Source organism: Streptomyces sp. NPDC046335, assembly GCF_055587985.1.
The window spans coordinates 120,415-136,013 of sequence record NZ_JBVJFF010000005.1 but is presented as its reverse complement, the minus strand read 5'-3'; the positions used below and the strand labels follow the sequence as shown (position 1 = coordinate 136,013).

The 15,599-nt window shown below is 70.0% G+C and carries 20 protein-coding genes; 2 read left to right on the top strand and 18 right to left on the bottom strand.

Annotated elements, in window-relative coordinates:
- Positions 1 to 14: 14 nt before the first annotated feature.
- The 14 genes from ACZ6JY_RS13035 to ACZ6JY_RS12970 all read right to left on the bottom strand — a co-directional run bounded on the left by ACZ6JY_RS13035 (position 15) and on the right by ACZ6JY_RS12970 (position 11,464).
- On the bottom strand, positions 15 to 2,075 hold the full coding sequence (locus tag ACZ6JY_RS13035) for a phage tail protein (RefSeq protein WP_469195289.1): 2,061 nt from the start codon (positions 2,073 to 2,075) through the stop codon (positions 15 to 17).
- 250 nt (positions 2,076 to 2,325) lie between these two features.
- Positions 2,326 to 2,799 (bottom strand): DUF7426 family protein, encoded by a 474-nt coding sequence (locus tag ACZ6JY_RS13030; RefSeq protein ID WP_469195287.1) that lies wholly within the window; start codon positions 2,797 to 2,799, stop codon positions 2,326 to 2,328.
- A complete protein-coding gene (locus ACZ6JY_RS13025) occupies positions 2,799 to 3,341 on the bottom strand; it encodes a phage tail tube protein (protein WP_469195285.1) in 543 nt (180 codons plus the stop codon). Before ACZ6JY_RS13025 ends, ACZ6JY_RS13030 begins: the two co-directional genes overlap by 1 nt.
- Positions 3,342 to 3,356: 15 nt before the next feature.
- Positions 3,357 to 3,788, bottom strand: a complete 432-nt coding sequence (locus tag ACZ6JY_RS13020; RefSeq protein ID WP_469195283.1) for a minor capsid protein — start codon at positions 3,786 to 3,788, stop codon at positions 3,357 to 3,359.
- On the bottom strand, positions 3,785 to 4,135 hold the full coding sequence (locus ACZ6JY_RS13015; RefSeq protein WP_469195281.1) for a hypothetical protein: 351 nt from the start codon (positions 4,133 to 4,135) through the stop codon (positions 3,785 to 3,787). Before ACZ6JY_RS13015 ends, ACZ6JY_RS13020 begins: the two co-directional genes overlap by 4 nt.
- Positions 4,132 to 4,449, bottom strand: coding sequence for a hypothetical protein (locus ACZ6JY_RS13010; protein ID WP_469195279.1), 318 nt, complete (start codon positions 4,447 to 4,449; stop codon positions 4,132 to 4,134). Before ACZ6JY_RS13010 ends, ACZ6JY_RS13015 begins: the two co-directional genes overlap by 4 nt.
- Positions 4,446 to 4,835, bottom strand: coding sequence for a head-tail connector protein (locus tag ACZ6JY_RS13005; protein WP_469195277.1), 390 nt, complete (start codon positions 4,833 to 4,835; stop codon positions 4,446 to 4,448). The genes ACZ6JY_RS13010 and ACZ6JY_RS13005 overlap by 4 nt, the downstream gene beginning before the upstream one ends.
- A 4-nt stretch (positions 4,836 to 4,839) precedes the next feature.
- Entirely contained in the window at positions 4,840 to 4,983 is a 144-nt protein-coding gene (locus tag ACZ6JY_RS13000; RefSeq protein WP_469195275.1) for a hypothetical protein, read from the bottom strand.
- Between the two features lie 20 nt (positions 4,984 to 5,003).
- Complete coding sequence (locus ACZ6JY_RS12995; RefSeq protein WP_469195273.1) at positions 5,004 to 5,864, bottom strand: phage major capsid protein; 861 nt, start codon at positions 5,862 to 5,864, stop codon at positions 5,004 to 5,006.
- A 66-nt stretch (positions 5,865 to 5,930) separates the two neighbouring features.
- Positions 5,931 to 6,608, bottom strand: coding sequence for a hypothetical protein (locus ACZ6JY_RS12990; RefSeq protein ID WP_469195271.1), 678 nt, complete (start codon positions 6,606 to 6,608; stop codon positions 5,931 to 5,933).
- Positions 6,609 to 6,729: 121 nt separating this feature from the next.
- On the bottom strand, positions 6,730 to 7,233 hold the full coding sequence (locus ACZ6JY_RS12985; RefSeq protein WP_469195269.1) for an RICIN domain-containing protein: 504 nt from the start codon (positions 7,231 to 7,233) through the stop codon (positions 6,730 to 6,732).
- Between the two features lie 267 nt (positions 7,234 to 7,500).
- Positions 7,501 to 7,716: an Rmf/CrpP fold protein gene (locus ACZ6JY_RS12980; RefSeq protein WP_469195267.1), complete on the bottom strand. Its 216-nt coding sequence runs from the start codon at positions 7,714 to 7,716 to the stop codon at positions 7,501 to 7,503.
- 2 nt (positions 7,717 to 7,718) lie between these two features.
- Positions 7,719 to 9,971, bottom strand: coding sequence for a phage minor capsid protein (locus tag ACZ6JY_RS12975; RefSeq protein ID WP_469195265.1), 2,253 nt, complete (start codon positions 9,969 to 9,971; stop codon positions 7,719 to 7,721).
- A gap of 17 nt (positions 9,972 to 9,988) precedes the next feature.
- Positions 9,989 to 11,464, bottom strand: a complete 1,476-nt coding sequence (locus tag ACZ6JY_RS12970) for a phage portal protein (protein ID WP_469195263.1) — start codon at positions 11,462 to 11,464, stop codon at positions 9,989 to 9,991.
- Positions 11,465 to 11,533: 69 nt separating this feature from the next.
- Between ACZ6JY_RS12970 and ACZ6JY_RS12965 the strand changes: the two genes are divergently transcribed.
- Entirely contained in the window at positions 11,534 to 12,025 is a 492-nt protein-coding gene (locus ACZ6JY_RS12965) for a hypothetical protein (protein WP_469195261.1), read from the top strand.
- Here the strand turns inward: ACZ6JY_RS12965 and ACZ6JY_RS12960 are convergent.
- From ACZ6JY_RS12960 to ACZ6JY_RS12950, 3 genes are read right to left on the bottom strand one after another with little or no spacing between them, the layout of a single operon-like run.
- Positions 12,003 to 13,259 carry a PBSX family phage terminase large subunit gene (locus ACZ6JY_RS12960; protein WP_469195259.1) on the bottom strand — a complete coding sequence of 419 codons (1,257 nt, stop codon included), beginning with the start codon at positions 13,257 to 13,259 and terminating at the stop codon, positions 12,003 to 12,005. The two genes, ACZ6JY_RS12965 and ACZ6JY_RS12960, sit on opposite strands and share 23 nt — an antisense overlap.
- 6 nt (positions 13,260 to 13,265) lie before the next feature.
- The gene (locus tag ACZ6JY_RS12955) at positions 13,266 to 13,796 is read right to left on the bottom strand and encodes a helix-turn-helix domain-containing protein (protein WP_469195257.1); all 531 of its coding nucleotides are present in this window, start codon (positions 13,794 to 13,796) and stop codon (positions 13,266 to 13,268) included.
- A gap of 19 nt (positions 13,797 to 13,815) precedes the next feature.
- Positions 13,816 to 14,115, bottom strand: a complete 300-nt coding sequence (locus tag ACZ6JY_RS12950; protein WP_469195255.1) for an Acb2/Tad1 domain-containing protein — start codon at positions 14,113 to 14,115, stop codon at positions 13,816 to 13,818.
- A gap of 368 nt (positions 14,116 to 14,483) precedes the next feature.
- Between ACZ6JY_RS12950 and ACZ6JY_RS12945 the strand changes: the two genes are divergently transcribed.
- A complete protein-coding gene (locus ACZ6JY_RS12945) occupies positions 14,484 to 14,846 on the top strand; it encodes a hypothetical protein (protein ID WP_469195253.1) in 363 nt (120 codons plus the stop codon).
- A 270-nt stretch (positions 14,847 to 15,116) separates the two neighbouring features.
- Here ACZ6JY_RS12945 and ACZ6JY_RS12940 read toward each other — a convergent pair whose 3' ends face one another.
- Positions 15,117 to 15,521 (bottom strand): hypothetical protein, encoded by a 405-nt coding sequence (locus ACZ6JY_RS12940; RefSeq protein ID WP_469195251.1) that lies wholly within the window; start codon positions 15,519 to 15,521, stop codon positions 15,117 to 15,119.
- Positions 15,522 to 15,599: the final 78 nt, after the last annotated feature.

Genomic DNA, 15,599 nt, shown 5'->3' with positions numbered 1-15,599 from the left:
GCACCTCCTTGGTGTCAGGTACCGAAAGCGGTTTGTACGTCGCCGCGCCCGTCGACGCGGACCATGCGGCGGATGAGGCGCTTCCACTCGGCGTCGGCGCCGGTCACGTCGAGGACCAGGCGCCCGCCGGCGTCGACCGCGCCGCCCGTGCCCGCGCCTGTGCGGGAGGCCATCGCGGAGGCCGTGGCCTCTCTGGGGGTGGGGGTGGTGACCAGATTGCGCATGGTCCGGTCGACCGCGCCCTGTCCCGACTCGATACCGGCGACGATGCCCGCGGGAATCCAGCGCCCGACCTGGTCGGCCATGACGCGCGAGGGGGAGTTGATGCCGAGGGCCTTAGCCACGGGCCCGGGGATGATGCTCTTGGCCCAGCCGATCAGCGTGTCGCGTAGCCACCCGCCCATGGACTTGATGCCGCGCCACAGACCGGTCACAACGTCGCGGCCCTTGCCGGTGAGCAGGGAGCCGAGAGAACCGATGCCGCTCGCGATACGCCGCGGCATGCCCCGCACCCACGCAATGAAGTCGGCGGCCTTGCGGCCCGCGGCCGTGCGGAACGCCTGAAATCCGGCGGTCGCCGAGCGGCCCAGGCTGCCCGGTAGTCCGGCAAGCGCGGACACGGCACGGCTGGGCAGACCGGTGAGCCATAGGAGCAGTTCAAGAAGCTTGAGAACCGCGGCATCCTTGGCACTGGTGAACCAGCCGCCGAGACGATCAGGCAGACCAGCGAACCAGTTCAGGGCCGTACCGATGCCTGCGACCACGGTGTCGGTGGTCGACTTGATGAAGCCCCACGCAGCCGACCACGCTTGCTGGAACCAGTCCGTTTTGGTGGCGATCAGCACCACGATCGCCACCAGGGCGACGATCGCGGCGACGATCCAGAACACGGGGGAGGCGAACATCGAGGCGTTGAGCTGCCACTGAGTCGCCGTCCAGATACGGTTGCGCGCGGCCACGACCGTTTGCGCCAGGGCCCACGCCTTCATGGCCACGGTGACCGAGCCGACGACCACGGCGAGCACGGTCAGTACCGGCGTCGGCACGGCGCTGATGATCTGCGCAAGGTAGATCGCCAGTTGCGCCGAGGCACCGAGCAGCGGGGACAGGGCGACCAGCAGCTCGACGGCCGCGCCACCGAGACCGGCGAGCGTGCTTGCGCCCTGCGCGGCCAGATCGAGGAAAGACGCGAAGCCTGCGGAGTCGTCCAGCGACGTGCCCCAGTCGGCGAACGCGGCCGACATGGACACCAGACCGCCAGTCACCCCCGCCGAGGCGGGCAGAAAAGCCTGGAGCAGGCCTGCGAAGCCAACGGCGAAGTTCTTGACGACGTCGAGAATGTCGCGCAGTGCGGGCCCGGCGGCGGTGGCCGTCTCGCTCGCCCACTCCTTGAACTCAGCCGACTTGATGCCCGCTGAGACGTCGTCGAAGAACCCCGAAAACGCGCCCGCGGCGGCCTTGACGAAAGGCGTCAGGCTGGGAAGCAGGTCCCGAAGAACCCCAATGCCCTTGGTGACAACGGGCATCGTCGTGGTCGATAGAGAGTCCGACCACGCCTGATAGTCGGACTTCAGGCCGATGAATGCGGTGGCCGCATCCCGCGTCGCCGGCGGAAGCTCGGCGAGGGCGTCGGTGTACGCGGCCTGCTTCTCGGCCGCATCCGCGGCGCCGTCGGCCGCTGCTTTCTCTGCCTCCTCGGCGAGGGCGGCGACCTCGCTTACGGCCTCCATCTGCGGGCCGACCGCAGCGGAGAAAGCTTTGACTGCCAGACCGGCGGCGACCGCGCCCGCGGCCAGACCGCCGAGCGCGGCCGTTCCCGCGGCCACCGCGGGAACCGCGTAGGCGACCAGGGCCAGGCCCTTGGCCGCGCGGACGGCCCCCGTGCGGACGTTATCGCCGAGCGCGCCGCCCATTTCCGCGGACTGGGCGATGAAGCGGCCGCGCAAATCCCGCAAGCGGCCATCGGTCCCGCGGACCAGTTCATCCATTCCCGCGCGGGTGCGGGCGAGGCCCTGCTGTGCGCCGGAATCGTCGAGATCGATATAGCCGGTGAGTTCGCCGACGGTCAGCGCCACCGCGCCCCACCTCCCGTCGTGCTAGGTGGTGGTGCGCGGGCCGCTACAGCAGCGGATTACCGCGGGGGTGTGTCAGGTGGTGCAAAGTGGCGGGACAGACGCGACTCGGCCGACAGAAGGCCGAAGATCCTTACGCGCAGCCACCGCCACGAGCGGGTGCGCATGAGCTGGCGGTCGCCGACATCGACGCCGTACACCTCGTGGAGATCGGCCTCAATCAGAGGCCACTGGGACAGGAGTTGGGGCCAGGTCAGCGACGCTTGCGCCGTGCGCGGGCCGGTGCCGGGCGGCCACTCGTACCACTCGTGGAGCCCTGATTCTTCGTCGTATTCGCCCCGCCCGATCGGCGCTGCTGCCGGTTCTGCGGGGCCAGGCGAGAAGGGTCTCCCCCCGACGTCCACACGTGCTCTGCGGTGGCCTTGTCCTGCGCAATCCACACAATCGCCGTCCGTGCGGCGTGCTTGAGCGCCGGCCACGACACGGCATGGGCGAGCATGTCGTCGTGGGCGGGGCCGAGAACGTCGCGGAAGAGGTCGCCCTCGGCTGCGTCGCTGAGGATTTCGGTATTGACGTCGCCGCCCTGCGCCGCAACGGCAGCGGCCTGCACGATGTTCTGTACGCGCAGACCGAGTTCGGCGGACGGCGGCGGGATGGTGTAGAGGCGCCCGCCGATAGGGAGCACCAACGTTTCGTCGAGCAGGTCGTCGACAGCCTCGAACGCCATTACGCGGCCTCCTTCTGAGTCGTGGTGGCGGCGAGGGCGAGCGTGCCGCTACCCGATGCCGGGGGGGTCGGATTGGCTATCGGCTTTCGGGGGCCCTTACCAGTCAAGGTCACCTTGACGGTGTCGAGGTCATCGGCCGCGCCCCCCTCCGGCTCCCACGTGACCAGGGCGAACCCCTCGTATGCCTCGGGGCGGCCCTCGCGGTCGTAGTAGCGGATGTGGACGCGGGAGGCCGAACCGAAGTTCTCGGAGGCCAACCGCAGCCGCTCCTGTGCGGCGTTGAAAACGCCCGTCGTGGGGTGGCAGCGGTGCGCAAGCTTGGCCTCGATCGACCAGGCAAGTTCCGTCACGGTGCTGTCTGCCCACCCCTCGTCGTCGTAGGTCGTCGACTTCTGCTGGGTCGGTTCGACCTTGGGGGCGAACTCCTGCACCCCAGGGACCAGGCTCCATGCGGGGGTGGTGTCGGTGGCGGTGTTCAGTTCGAGGCGGTACCGGCGCGCGAGGGCGGTCTCGGTCTCCGCCGGGGGTATGGGCGTGCTCATGGGGGCGGGGTCCTCCTATTCGAGGCGGGAGTGTGGGCGGTTGGCGCGCACGCGGTAGTTGCTGGTCCGCTCCTGGCGGCCGTTGGCGTCGGCGCCGAGCGAGCCAGCCGAGAAACGCCAGATAAGGGAGATCCGGGCGGCGCCGAAGGTGTGCGGCCCGGACGCGTGCAGGGCGGCGAATACCGCGTCGTCGAGGGCGGCGACCTCGCGCGGGTCGGGCCCGGCGCGGGTGCGAACCTGCACGGCGAGCACGGTGTCGGTGAGCGCGGCCGACTCGGTTACCGGGTACGCGGTGAGCGCGACCGCCCGGTCGGGCCCGTCAGGCATGACCGTGTCGGTGATCGCGGTCTCACCCGCGGCGTATACGCCGTCGGGCCGGTACGTGCCGACGCCCTGCGCGGCGAGCAGGCGGGCGAGGCCGTCGACCAGGTCGGGGAGGAACGTCACCGGAGCGACCGCCGAACCTGCGCGGCGATGATCTCGGCGACGGTGCCGGCCTCCTCGTTCAACGGCCCTTCGAGGTACTTGGCCGTGCGGCCCGCGTCGTGGCGGTAGGTCATCTCTTCGTGCTGCCGGACCGCGTACGGGGTGTCGTAGGACACGGCGGCGGTGAGGGCGCTCTCGTCGACCGTGGCGGTCCCGGAGCGTTCGAGGGTCGCCTCTTCGATCGGGACGCGGCGGCGCGAGACTTCGAGCACGTGCTCGGCGGCGAGCCGCAGTCCGCGGGTGGCGCCCTGGCGCTCGGCGGCGAGGATGGCGTCGCCGTTCCACCGCAGGCGGATGCGCTGGGTCATTCACACATCACCTCCGTACAGGCAGGCACGGGAAGGCCCGGCGCGGTGTGGGGGGAGACCGTGAGCGCGGTCGTCCTGCGGCCGTCGGGAAGGGTGATGCGCGACCCCGCCGGGCAGTGGAGATCGGGGGCGGCGATGATCTGCGCCGTGGATACGGTCTCGGCGCCCGTGCGGTCGCGCACGCGCTTGACGGTCGCGGACACCAGGGCGGGCGCGGTGGCTGCGGGCCCGTAGCGGGGCCCGTAGGCGGAGGTGCCGAGATAGGGCTCGACGCTCACCTCGTGGCGGAGCAGCCATCCGGGGACGCGGCTCACCAGATCACCCCCGGAAGCAGTCCGGCCCGCGTGAGGGCGCGGTGCGCACGTGGTGCGAGGTCGACGTCGCCGGGTGCCTGTGGGCCGTCCTTGCGGCCGGACAGAGCCACGGGCCCGATGCTCACGGAGTCCCAACGGCCGGCCGCTCCGGTGCCGTCATCGCCCGTGGCGAGCTGGTACTCGACCTGAGCGCAGACGGCATCCCGCAGCGCGGCGGCGATATCCGGGTCGGTGGGCATGCCCGCGTCGTCGGTGAGATAGACGGCTCTGATCAGCGCGTCGTCGATGTCCTCGGACGCGCGGGCGAGCAGCCGCTCGGCGTCGGCCGGGGCCGGTTTCCCGGTCCACGCCGTGAGCTGCTCGGAGGTGGCGTAGACACGGGGCACGGAGCTACTCCTTCTTGGCCTTGCTGCGGGCAGAGATACGCCCCGCGGGCTTGTCTGCCTGCGGGGCGTCGTCGGCGTTGGCCGGCTCTGTGCTGGTGCCGTCCGGCTCGGGGTCCGGCTCGGTCTTGTGGTGGCGGCGCAGCATCATGGGGAAACGTTTCTTCCTGATCAGGGGGCGGCGGCGAGAGTGCCGACGCACACGCCGCGGTCACTCAGGCGCTTGACGGCGTAGTGAAGGGTCGTGGTGACGACGGTGGAGCGGGCGAGGATGTCGCGGTCGTCCTCGACCAGGGGACGCCGCTTGTAGAGCAGGCCGAGCGCGCCCCGCTTCATGATCAGAAACGTTCCCGCGTTGACGCGGTTCGTCAGGAACACGGGCACGCCACCGATACGGCCGATGCTGCCCGCGACGGCCGCGGAAGGGCCGTTGCCCAGCTTGGACGCGTCGACGAACTGCGGGTCGGCGAGCGCGTCGGCGTACTGCGCGCTGTTCAGGAACAGGCCCGCGAAGTCCTCCGGCTCCCACTCGTCGCCGAACTGGGCGATGCCCGGGACCATGGCGCCCAGCCACGTGAACTTGGTGGCGCCCGCGGCGGTGGTGAACTTCAGCGGGTTGCCCCCGCCGAGGGCCGTCTCGTCGGCCTGCGCCTGGGTGATCAGGTCGGCGTCGACCTTGCGCGCGGCCAGTACGCCGAACTGCCGGCGCGCCTCGGCCTCGGGGTCGCCGAGGCTCACGAGCTTGGCCTTGTCGGTGATCTCGACGGCCTTACCGGCCTCCTTGATGACGGCCTTGGCCGAGCTGGTCGACATGGCAACCGGCGTCATCGGCGTTGCCTCGGTCAGCTCGTCCAACTCGCCGAGACTCCCCCACTTGGGGAACTCGATCTCCTGGCCCGGCGCACCCTCAAGGGTGTTGTCCTCGGTGACCGCGGCCGATCCGGCTACGCGGACCTTGCCGAGGAATTGGCCCTGCGCCATATCGCCCCACACCTCGGGGACGATCATCTGTGCGGACGTGGTCTTAGCCATGTGGGGTCTCTCCTTTTCCGGCGCGGCGGCCGGGCGTCATGGGGCCCGGCATGCGGCCGGGGCGGATCAGCTACCGGCGAGACGCCGGTAGGTCTCGGGGTCGGACTGGTAGAGGTCGGCGCGCTCGGCGTAGGACAGGGCGGCGAACTGCTCGGGCGTGATCGCCCCGGGGCCGGGGTCGCTGAAATCGGCGCCCGACTTGGCGGCGGTCTGCGGGACCGCGGCGAGGTAGGGCTGCGCCGTCACGGCGTTCGTGATCGCCTGAGCGACTGCGGTCGTGTCGCTCGGGTCTATCTGCGCCACGGCGGCCGCGAACGAGGCGGAGTCGAGCAAGCGGGCGACGTCGGCGCCCGCGGTCGGCGCGGCCTGGATGACGGCGGCCTGAACGGCGGCCCGCCGGGCGGCGGCGGTGCTGTCGGCGAGGGCCTGCTGTGCCCACTTCGGCAGACGGGTGACATCGCCTTCGCCGGCCTCAACGGGCGGCGCGGCCGGTGTCTGCGGGGCCGTCTGCTGGGCGCGGGTGCGGTAGTCGGCGGCTTCGGCGCGGGTGTCCTTGATGAGCTTCTGGGCCCAGTCGGGGAGCGACGCAACGTCCTGCGGCTCACCCTGCGGCGCGGCCGGGGGCTGCGGCGCGGCGGGCGCCTGCGGGGTCGAGGTGGTGTTCGGCGCGGTCGTTGCCGGGGCCGGCGGGGTGCCGGTCGGTGCCGCGGGCGTGGTGGCCGGGGTCGGGATTGGGGTCGACACGGGGTCCTCCTGGGACGGTGTCCAGGGCCGTGCGCGCCTGGCGCTCGGCCGGAAGCGGGCAAACGAGAAGGGGGCCCGCTCCTGGCGGGCCCCCTTCGGGGTGGTGCTGGTTGTCCAGATGTCAGCGGACGTCGAACGAGTGCGTCTGCCAGCCGTTAGTAGGTCCACAGGCGGCGAGTCGGGCGAAACTGCTGGTGTTTCCGCCGTACGTCTGCATGCACTTGTTGTGTGCTTGGTTCTTCAGCAGGGGCCGATTGGGCTTGCTGGAGTCCTGCAAGCTGAAAATCTGCTCGTCCCATCGGGAATCGCATGGACGCTGCTGGATGGCTTCCGCGTCGCCGCCGCTCACGGCAGTGACGCACATGTCGCTGTGGAGGTTGCGCAGCATGAAGGTCGTGTTGCTTACCGGCTCGACGGCCCACTTTTGGGACAGGGCGTCACTGTCGTCTTGGTACTGGATCGCAGCACCGCCGACCGTCGAGTTACCGGTGACTCCGAGGACATGGCCCATTTGCCAACTGCGGATCTTGGTGCCGCTCAGCGGCGCAGCGTCGGCGGTACCTACGCTGAGGACGGTCGCAGCCAGCGTTACGGCGAGGCTGAGGCAGGCGGAACGAAAGCGCACAGGGAGCTCCTTTGCTCTGGAGCCGATCCGCGGTCGGATCGGCTCCTTACGTTTCGTATGCAAGCAGGAGCGCTGAGTAGTTGGGCAGGGGGTTTGAAGTGCGTCATGCGAACGTGTCACGAACTGCGTCGCAAACCTCGGCATGAAGCATCAGCACGGAAGCTGCGCACCACCAAACGCCCCTTTGCCGCGCTGTTTCTCACCTGCACAGGCAAGAAAAAACATGCAAAGTACCGAATGCGGTGAAGGGCCCGGCCTTAAGGATTCTCACCGGAAGGCGTCCCCAGCCCCCCTGACGTCTTGGTCACCGTCGACGTCGTCGGCGACCGGTCGCGTGGCGGGGCGCTGCTCGGCGTATCCGCGTATCCACGCGGTCCGCAGCGTCGACGTGCTCGGGTACGGGCACGTGGTCGGCTCATCGCCCTTGCGGCCTGCCTCGCGGCCTGCCTCGACGGCCTTCACGATGTCCTCGCGCGTGCCCATGGTCACCTCTTGTTCTGGTGGTCCGCCTCTTGATGGCGGGCGCCTTCGGCCCACCGCTGCGGCTTGCCGGTCACCTGCTCGACGAACTCGGCTTGCGTGAGCCTGCCGTGTTCGGCCCACCACTCTTTCAGCTCGTCACTCGCGCGGGCGTGCGCGATGCGTGCGGGCCCGCTGAACAGGGTTACCGGTGCGTGTCCGGCGGCCTGGGCCTTCTTGGTGAGCAGGTAGCCGCGGCAGTCTGCCTCGGCCTGTAGGTACTGCCGGTATACGTACTCGTCGTACAGGGCGCGGGCCTCGCGGCGGGTGATGAGGTGCCGCTCGTCCTGGTCCTCGTCGTCGCCGCGGTGCAGTGCGGCGGCGGCATCGCCGAGATCGGCCCAGAACGCGTCGTCGTCGACGTGGTCGTCGAGGGTCTGGTCGGCGGCGAGGGCGCCCCATGCGGCGGGTCCGGGCACGTTCTCGCCCATGGCCTCGGCGAGGGCGTCGCGGTCGGCGAGCAGGTCGTCGGCGGCGTTGCCGGTGTCGGCGGGCGGGGGCAGCTCGACGGCGTCGCGGTGGTCCATCTCCGCAGCGATCCGCAGTAGTTCGGCGGTGTCGGCGTACTGCATCGCCCATGCGAGGTCGTCGTCGCCCACGCCCGTCAGATCGGTGAGCAGGCTGCCGCCGGGGTACAGCCTGCCGAGCAGGTCACGGCGGGCGGCCTCGGCGGCTATCGCGGCGCCCTCGGGGCCGCTGCCGGCGTCGCGGTAGCGGGCGGCGAGCTGGCCGTCGGACAGACCGACCAGATCGGGGCGCACGTCGGGGTACTGTCCGGCGCGGTCGCGGCGGTCCGTCTCGGCCATGATGCGCAACTGGTCGTCCTGGTCGACGTGGGCGAACAAGCGGGCGAGGTCGTCGTCGGACAGGGTGAGCAGATCCTCGACCAGGCGCCCGCCGGGGGCGGCGCGGTCGAGCAGGGCGGCGAGGTCGCGGCGGTCGGCCTCGGCCTCGATCCGGCGCCGTGCGCGGTCGTCCAGCGGTGTACGGAGCGCGGCGGCGAGCTGGTCGTCGCTCATCTCCCGCACGGTCGCCTCGTCACCCGACCACACACGGGTCCGCTCGACCTGATCCGGCGCCGGCGGGCGCGGCGTCGCGGGGAGGTTCCCCGCGCCTTCCTGCTCGCGGTGCCGAAGTCGGCGCAAGTCGGGGTGGGCGGCGAGGTGGGCGCGCATGGCGCCCTGCCACACGCGGACCTTGGCGCGGGCGGCGCGCTTCTCCGCCGGGGTGGTGGCGACGGCTTCGCGGCGCTTCCACTTGCGGATGTTCCGCTCGATGGCACGCTGTCGCTGTCCGGCCTCGTACCCGGTGGGGTCCGGCTCGGCGTCCTCGACCGTTGTCAGTCCCGGGGTGTAAGCGCTCACGGAGTGGCGGCAGTTCGGGTGCTGCAACCCGAGGGCGCGCGCTTCGTCGAGCGATCCGGCGATGCGGACGGGCACCATGCGGCCGTCGTCGAGGGCGTGCTCGATCTCGACCGTGCGCGGGCCCGCGGGCCCGCCGATGGTCAGAATCCGGCGCTCCCACGGGCGGCACAGCGGGCACTCGCGCGGAGCGTTGGAGACGATGACCAGGTCGACGCCGTGCTCGGCGAGGGTGCGCATGTGCGCCTCGGTCGCGGCCCGCGCGGTCGCCGTCCGTACGGACATCTCCGCGTATGAGGGGAGCGACCAGCGGCGGCCGGCCTTGTCGACGAACGCCCGTATCCCGCGGTCGGCGAACGCACGCAAGGCGTCTTGCACGGCCTGGCGGCGGGTGCCGGTGCCGAGCAGGGGCGTTGCGGCCACGGACGCCACGATGGCACGGAAGCCGTCGACGACGGCCCGCAGAATGCCGCGGTGTGTCGCGGTGACGACGTCGACGGCTTCCTGTGCGAGGCGGTCGACGGCCTGCGCGTTGGGCGTGCGGTCCTCGACCAGGCGGCGGGCGTCGTCGGACAGGGCGCCCAGCTCGGCGACGGCCGAGCGGTGCCCCACGTTGTACGCCTCGGCGACCGCGTCGAACACTTCGAGCTGAGTCGCGCGCCCCAACTCGTCGACAACGGCCTGTGCGGCTCGGCTGAGCTGCTGCACGGCGGCGAGCTTGGCCTCGACCCATCCGGGCGCGTCGAGGCCCTGGGCGAGCTGACGCGCGATGATGCGGAGCAACCGTTCCTCGGCGCTCGCGTAGGTGTCGCGTGTCGTCGCGGCCAGATCCTCGACCATGCCCGGATGAATCGGCATAGGACACCCCTCATCGGTTACGCGGCGAGGGGGTACGTGCCCCCTGGGTCGGGCACATCCGCGGCGCCGGTCTCGCGCAGGATTGCGGCGGCCTCGGCGGCGACTTCGTCGTCTTCCCACTCGGGGTGCAGCCACCGAACCTTGGTCGCCGTGGACACGGCCCCCGCGCGGCTGAGCAGGTCGAGGGTCGTCGCCGTGCTCTGCTCGCTCTCGGCGACACCATCGCCGAACTCGACGCGGGGACGTTCCGGCTTGATCGGCCGGCCGAAGTGCACGGCGTCTAGCTGCAACAGAACGTGCAGGATGTGCGCGAGGGGCTGACGCCAGTATCCGGCTTTCTTGCGCCGGGTGACCATGGACAGGGCGTCGCGGCTGTCTACCTCCGTCGCGGTGATCGGGGCGCCGTGGGCGTCGAGGCCGAATGACTGGGCGCTGTATCCGGCCGACTGGGCGGCCTGCCGTGTCAGGGCCTCGGTGCTCCTCTGGTGCTCCTCGACCCGGATCTCGAACTGACTCAACGTGATGGCGCTGCCCTCGTTGGGCGGCATCTTCAGCGAATGCCAGACCTCGCGGTCGTCGTCGAATCCCGCGCCCTGTCCGGGACCGTAGTCCCGTAGGTATCCGTCGGGAACAATCAGGCGTGCGCGGGCGAGGCGAATATCGCGCATCCATGACGTCCACACGTCATCGATGGCCTCGAACACGTCCCGGATGCCCTGGAAGTCACTACGCCCCATCGGGCTCGACCGGTGCAGCCGATTGGGCCCGATGTTCGGCACGTAGACGATGGTGAGATCGGTGATGCCGGTGGCGACGGTGACGCCGTCCTCTCCGAGACTGCCCGCAAGATCGGCGGTCTCGGGGTGCTCGGACAGGGGCACGGCGCGGCCGAGGTTGTCGGGGGTGCCCTCGTAGAGGCCGTGCAGGATGCGGCCGGGCTCGTGCCGCTCGACGTGCCGGAACACGGTGGACTGAGTCGAGCCGGAAAGGTCACGCCACAAGGTGGCGGCCCGCAGCATTCCCCACCGGAATTCGGGGGCGATGTTGTCGGGCTGCACGACGGACAGGATCGGCCGGTCGATCAGCTCGCGGTCCCACGTGGCGCGGAGATACACCCCGGACAGGCCTGCGGCCTGCTCGGCGCCTCCGTACAGGATCTGCTGTATGGCGCCTTCGTCGACCAGGGTTTCGAGACGTGCCTGTGTGGCCTTGTCCTCGACGTTCACCGACGGCATGTCACCGAACAGCAGGTGCGCGCTCACGGCGGCGATGTCGGACGGCAACGGCACGTGCAGGCGGCCACGTGGCCGGGCGGGCTGAGCGCGGCGCCGGTTCCACGGGCCGCGACGGGCCGGCGCCTCGTCGTGCTCGCCGCGGATGCGGGCGAGGCGGCGCGTGTCACCGGAGTACCACGCGTCGTCGACGCGCATCTCGGCGTAGTACGGGGCCCACTGCGGGGGCGGCCACGCCGAACCGTTCTCAGGAAGCGGCATCGGCAATCACCTCCTTCTGCCTATTTGATTGGCAGGTCTTCGTGAGAGTCGGTGGTGGAAGATCAGACGATGGACCAAGCAGTTGCGGCGCTCTGCGGGGCGAGCATCGGGGTTATCGGGACCGTGGGGGCCTCCTGGCTGACCTACGTTGGCACTCGGCGGCAGGCCCCAGATCAGGGACGGATAGAGCATGCACGGCAACTCAGAATTGAGCGTCGAGAGGCGTACTTGTCGTTTATGGAGCTGCTTGAGCCCATAGACCACGTACCTTCTGAGCCGCCAGCAGAAGCGGCGCCTGAGCAGTACGCGGACCTGGACTCGCGGCTACAAACAATCCGAACGCGTGGTGAGTCCTTGCTGGCTCGCATTCAGCTTTGCGGTCCCGCGGAGATCACCGACCCGGCATCGGCTCTGTTGGGCACGGCTATACGTGTGGCGCACGTGTTCCTAAGCAGGACTCAGGAACAGGGAGAGATTGATCTCGCGTTCGAGTCGTTCATGGACGCCCAAACGACCTTCATCGTTCGGGCCCGGGAGGTCATGCTGCAACCTCCGGACTGACTCCGCCCCTGAGCAGGTGGCGCCACTCGTGCAAAGAGGAGTGGACGGCGTAGCGCAGGGCGTCGGCTGAGTGGTCGTCGACCTTGATCGGGGCGTCGTCGCCGCGCTCGGTGGCTTTAGGGTCCCAGCTGTAGCCGGGGAGTTCGGCGAGCAGGCCCTCGCATGAGGCGTGCACGAGCAGGCGGTCGGCAGCAAGCAGACTCGATACGGACCGAATGCCGTCAACGACGTCGTTGGTTGCACGGGCGAGACCGGGGTGGCCGTCCTGCCACATCTGCGTGGAGAAGCTGGCGGCGCTCGGGTCGATGAACGTCCACTCAGGGGTGATGCCGAGGCGGTCGAGCCATGCGCGGACGCCGGCGCTGTACTGCGCGTCGGTCATGCTGCGGTGCGCGGTGCGCGAGTCGTGGCGCCACTCGGCGCACACGTACAGGCGACCGTCCGTGCCCTCGCCGAGCAGGACCGCGGCAAACGGGTTGGTGGTGCCATAGTCGACGCCACACCAGTACTGCCGCATCTCGGGGAGCGCGGTCACCACGTGGCGGGACTCGTCCCACATGTCGTAGATGGCGCCCTCGGCGACCACCCACGCGCCGTCGATCATGCGGCGGCGCCACAGGCCGACGTACTCGGCGGCGAGGTCGGCGACGTACTCGGGTGACAGTGACGGGTTGTCGGCGAGGCGGAAGTGCCAGGCGCGCAGGTTCAGGTCGCCTGCGCGGTCGAGATAGCCGGTCTTAAGCCAGTGACGGGGCGAGTCGGGGTTCGTCGTCGCGTACAGGCGCGCGCCGGGCACGGACAGACGCGCCAGAAGCTGGACCCAAAACCCCTCGGGCAGGAGCGTTGCCTCGTCGACGTAGGCGAGTTGCGCGGTGAGGCCACGCAATCGGCCCTCGGCGCGGGCGTCCGCGGCGCCGATTAGGTGGACGGTGCGGCCGAGGATCGTCGCCGTCGTGGCGCCCCTGGTGTGCACGACGTGCCGGGCAAGGGGCCCGAACAACGCGGGGTCTTGCAGGGGTTCGAGAATGTTCCTCTCGATCGTCTGGAGACTGCGCCCGCACACGATGATCAGGCCGGACGGTCCGGCGGTGGCGACGGCGATCACGAACGCCAGTAGCGACGCGATCGTCTTCCCGCTGCGCACACTGCCGTGCCACAGGTTGATACGGGCGGTCGCTTCTCCGATGCTGCGGAGCTGCTTACGAGACAGGGGCAGACGGTCGAGGTCGAGCACAATGGCTCACCCCCCGGCGTCGCCCCCGTCGTCGTGGGCCTGGTCGTCGTTGGCGGCCTGTGTCAGTGCCTCGCCGAGGGCGCCCAACATGCTGCGCACCTGCTCGGCGTTCTCGCCTCCCTCGGCCGGTGCGAGGCGTAGCGAGGTGCCGACGGCGGTCTGTACGGCGGCGACGATGGCGCGCTGGTCGGGAAACCGCGGCTGCGGAAGGTCGACGCTCTGCCAGTCGCCCTCTTTGCCGGCGAACTCGCCGTGCATGGTGGGTGTCCAGAGCTGCGCCCGTAGGCGTTCGGCGTCGCCCTGTAGGTCGAGGGCGAGGGCGGCGCGGCGGGCGGCGAGGTCGGCCGTCCGGGTGCGGGTCGCGGTCTCGACCTGCTCGGCGCGGTCGAACGACAGGGGCGGGTCGAACGATCCGGCGATCTTGGAAACGGTCGAAGGGGAGCGTTTCAGCGTGCGGGCGATCTGGTTGCGGGACCTGCCCGCGGCGTGCAGCTCGCGCACCTTGCGGCGGTCGGCGTCCGTGATGGGGCGTGCCATCGGCGGTCACCTCCTGGTGCTACTCCTGGGCGCGGGTAAGGGCGGCGTTTGCCCAGAACATTGCCTCTTCGGTGGCGGTGATGGCGAGGGACGTCTCGCGGCCGTCCGGGCACGACTCGTTGATGTGGTCGGCGAGGCGTCGACACGCCTGCCGGATACTGCCATGCGCGTCACGCTTCTCGTCGGTGGTGGCTGGGTGGAACGCGAACCGGTGCTCGATCTCGGCGGGTCCATTGCGCGGGCCTTCCGGTCGGGGGCATGAGAAACGCCCCGCGGCGGATGGCCTGCGGGGCGTTGGCGTGTGGTTGTTTCCGGGCACGCCGGGGACGGCCCCAACTCTAGGTCACGAATTGATAACGGCGCAAGCTGGTTCGGCTCGCCTGCACGTGAGCGGGCCCGCGTCCGGTCGGCGCTGATGAGGATCTGCGAATTTCCCCAGGGCCGCTCGCCTTCCTCACGCAGTCAGCAGATGCCCGAATCGCACGCCCGTTTGCGTTCCGACCACCTTCCCACCAAGGGCCTCTTTTGCGTCATTTGGTCGGCTGAAATATGCAAAATCCATCTAGGGCGGCATTGCCGACTCGACCATTGAGTGACAGCTGATCGACACAGACGCACTGCTGAGGCTCCGGTACCTGGCGTCGCTCTACGAGTGGTGCTGAATGCTGGGCAGAAGAGGAGTTGCACGTGTCCCACTTCCAGACCGGCGAGATCCCCCATGGCTTCCTGATCAACGAGGCCGGCGGACTCATCCACCACAAGTACGGGATCCTCCTGGCCATCCCGAACCCGAACCAGGGCAACAACAGCATCTGGCCCGACGGTTTCCTCACACTCGGATCCGACTGGGCGGACGTGCGCATCAGGGTGGCCCTCCACGACGGCAAGATCTGGAGTGCCATTAAGAACTGGGACCTCAACGCGGCAGACGGCCGCATCGGACAGAAGCTGCCTCCGGGTACCCAGAAGGTCAGTATCGGGCGCGTGAAGAAGACAGCCACCGACATGGTCGACAGCGCCCCGGTCAGTTGGTTGCTCGAATACGTGTAGCCCAACGGGCGTCCACGCTTGGCGCCCTGGTCCGGCATCCCGCTGGCCCAGGGCGCCAAGCCATGATGCCGCACCATCCAGCGGGCCAGGGTGAGGAACAAGGAGAGCAGGTCTACAGGACGTCCGAGCAGAGAGGTGGGGAAACTCAAGGAGACCTGCCAGCGCGGCTGCTGACGCGGGCTGGGCGCGCTGCCGACGGCCGGGCGTAGCTGCGCCCCACCTGCCGACGAACGGGCGAGGCGGGGCGGCGTGCTGCTGCGGGTGCGTCGGCTACGGACGGACGGGCGTCCGGCCGGTCTGCTGACGTCGCGGTAGCCGGTGCGGCTGCTGCTGCCGACGGGCGTCATCACTGCTGGTCTGCCTGCTGCTGGGCGCCCACGCGGGGCCGTCATGCGTGACGGTGGGCAGCGTCGACGGACCGGGCACGGGCGGCACCTCGACGAACTTGTACGCCTGCAACGTCGGCGCTGTGCCGACGGGTACCGATTGGTGGTGCCACGCGGTCCGGTACATGTCGGCAACGATGCCGACGGCCGTCCGCATGGCGGCCGTCAGATCGTCGCCGGTCTGCATGAGAACGGCGAGGTCTCGGGCGAACTGCTCGTCGAGTCGGATGGTCGGCCGGGTGCCGGCGATCGGTTGGGCTCGGCGCTGGGTACGCTGAGGGGTAGCCATCTTGGGTCGCTCCTTGGTGGTCAGGGCCCGCCCATACGGTCTGTGAGGGACCGGGCGGGCCCGCTTGCGTGTGCGTGC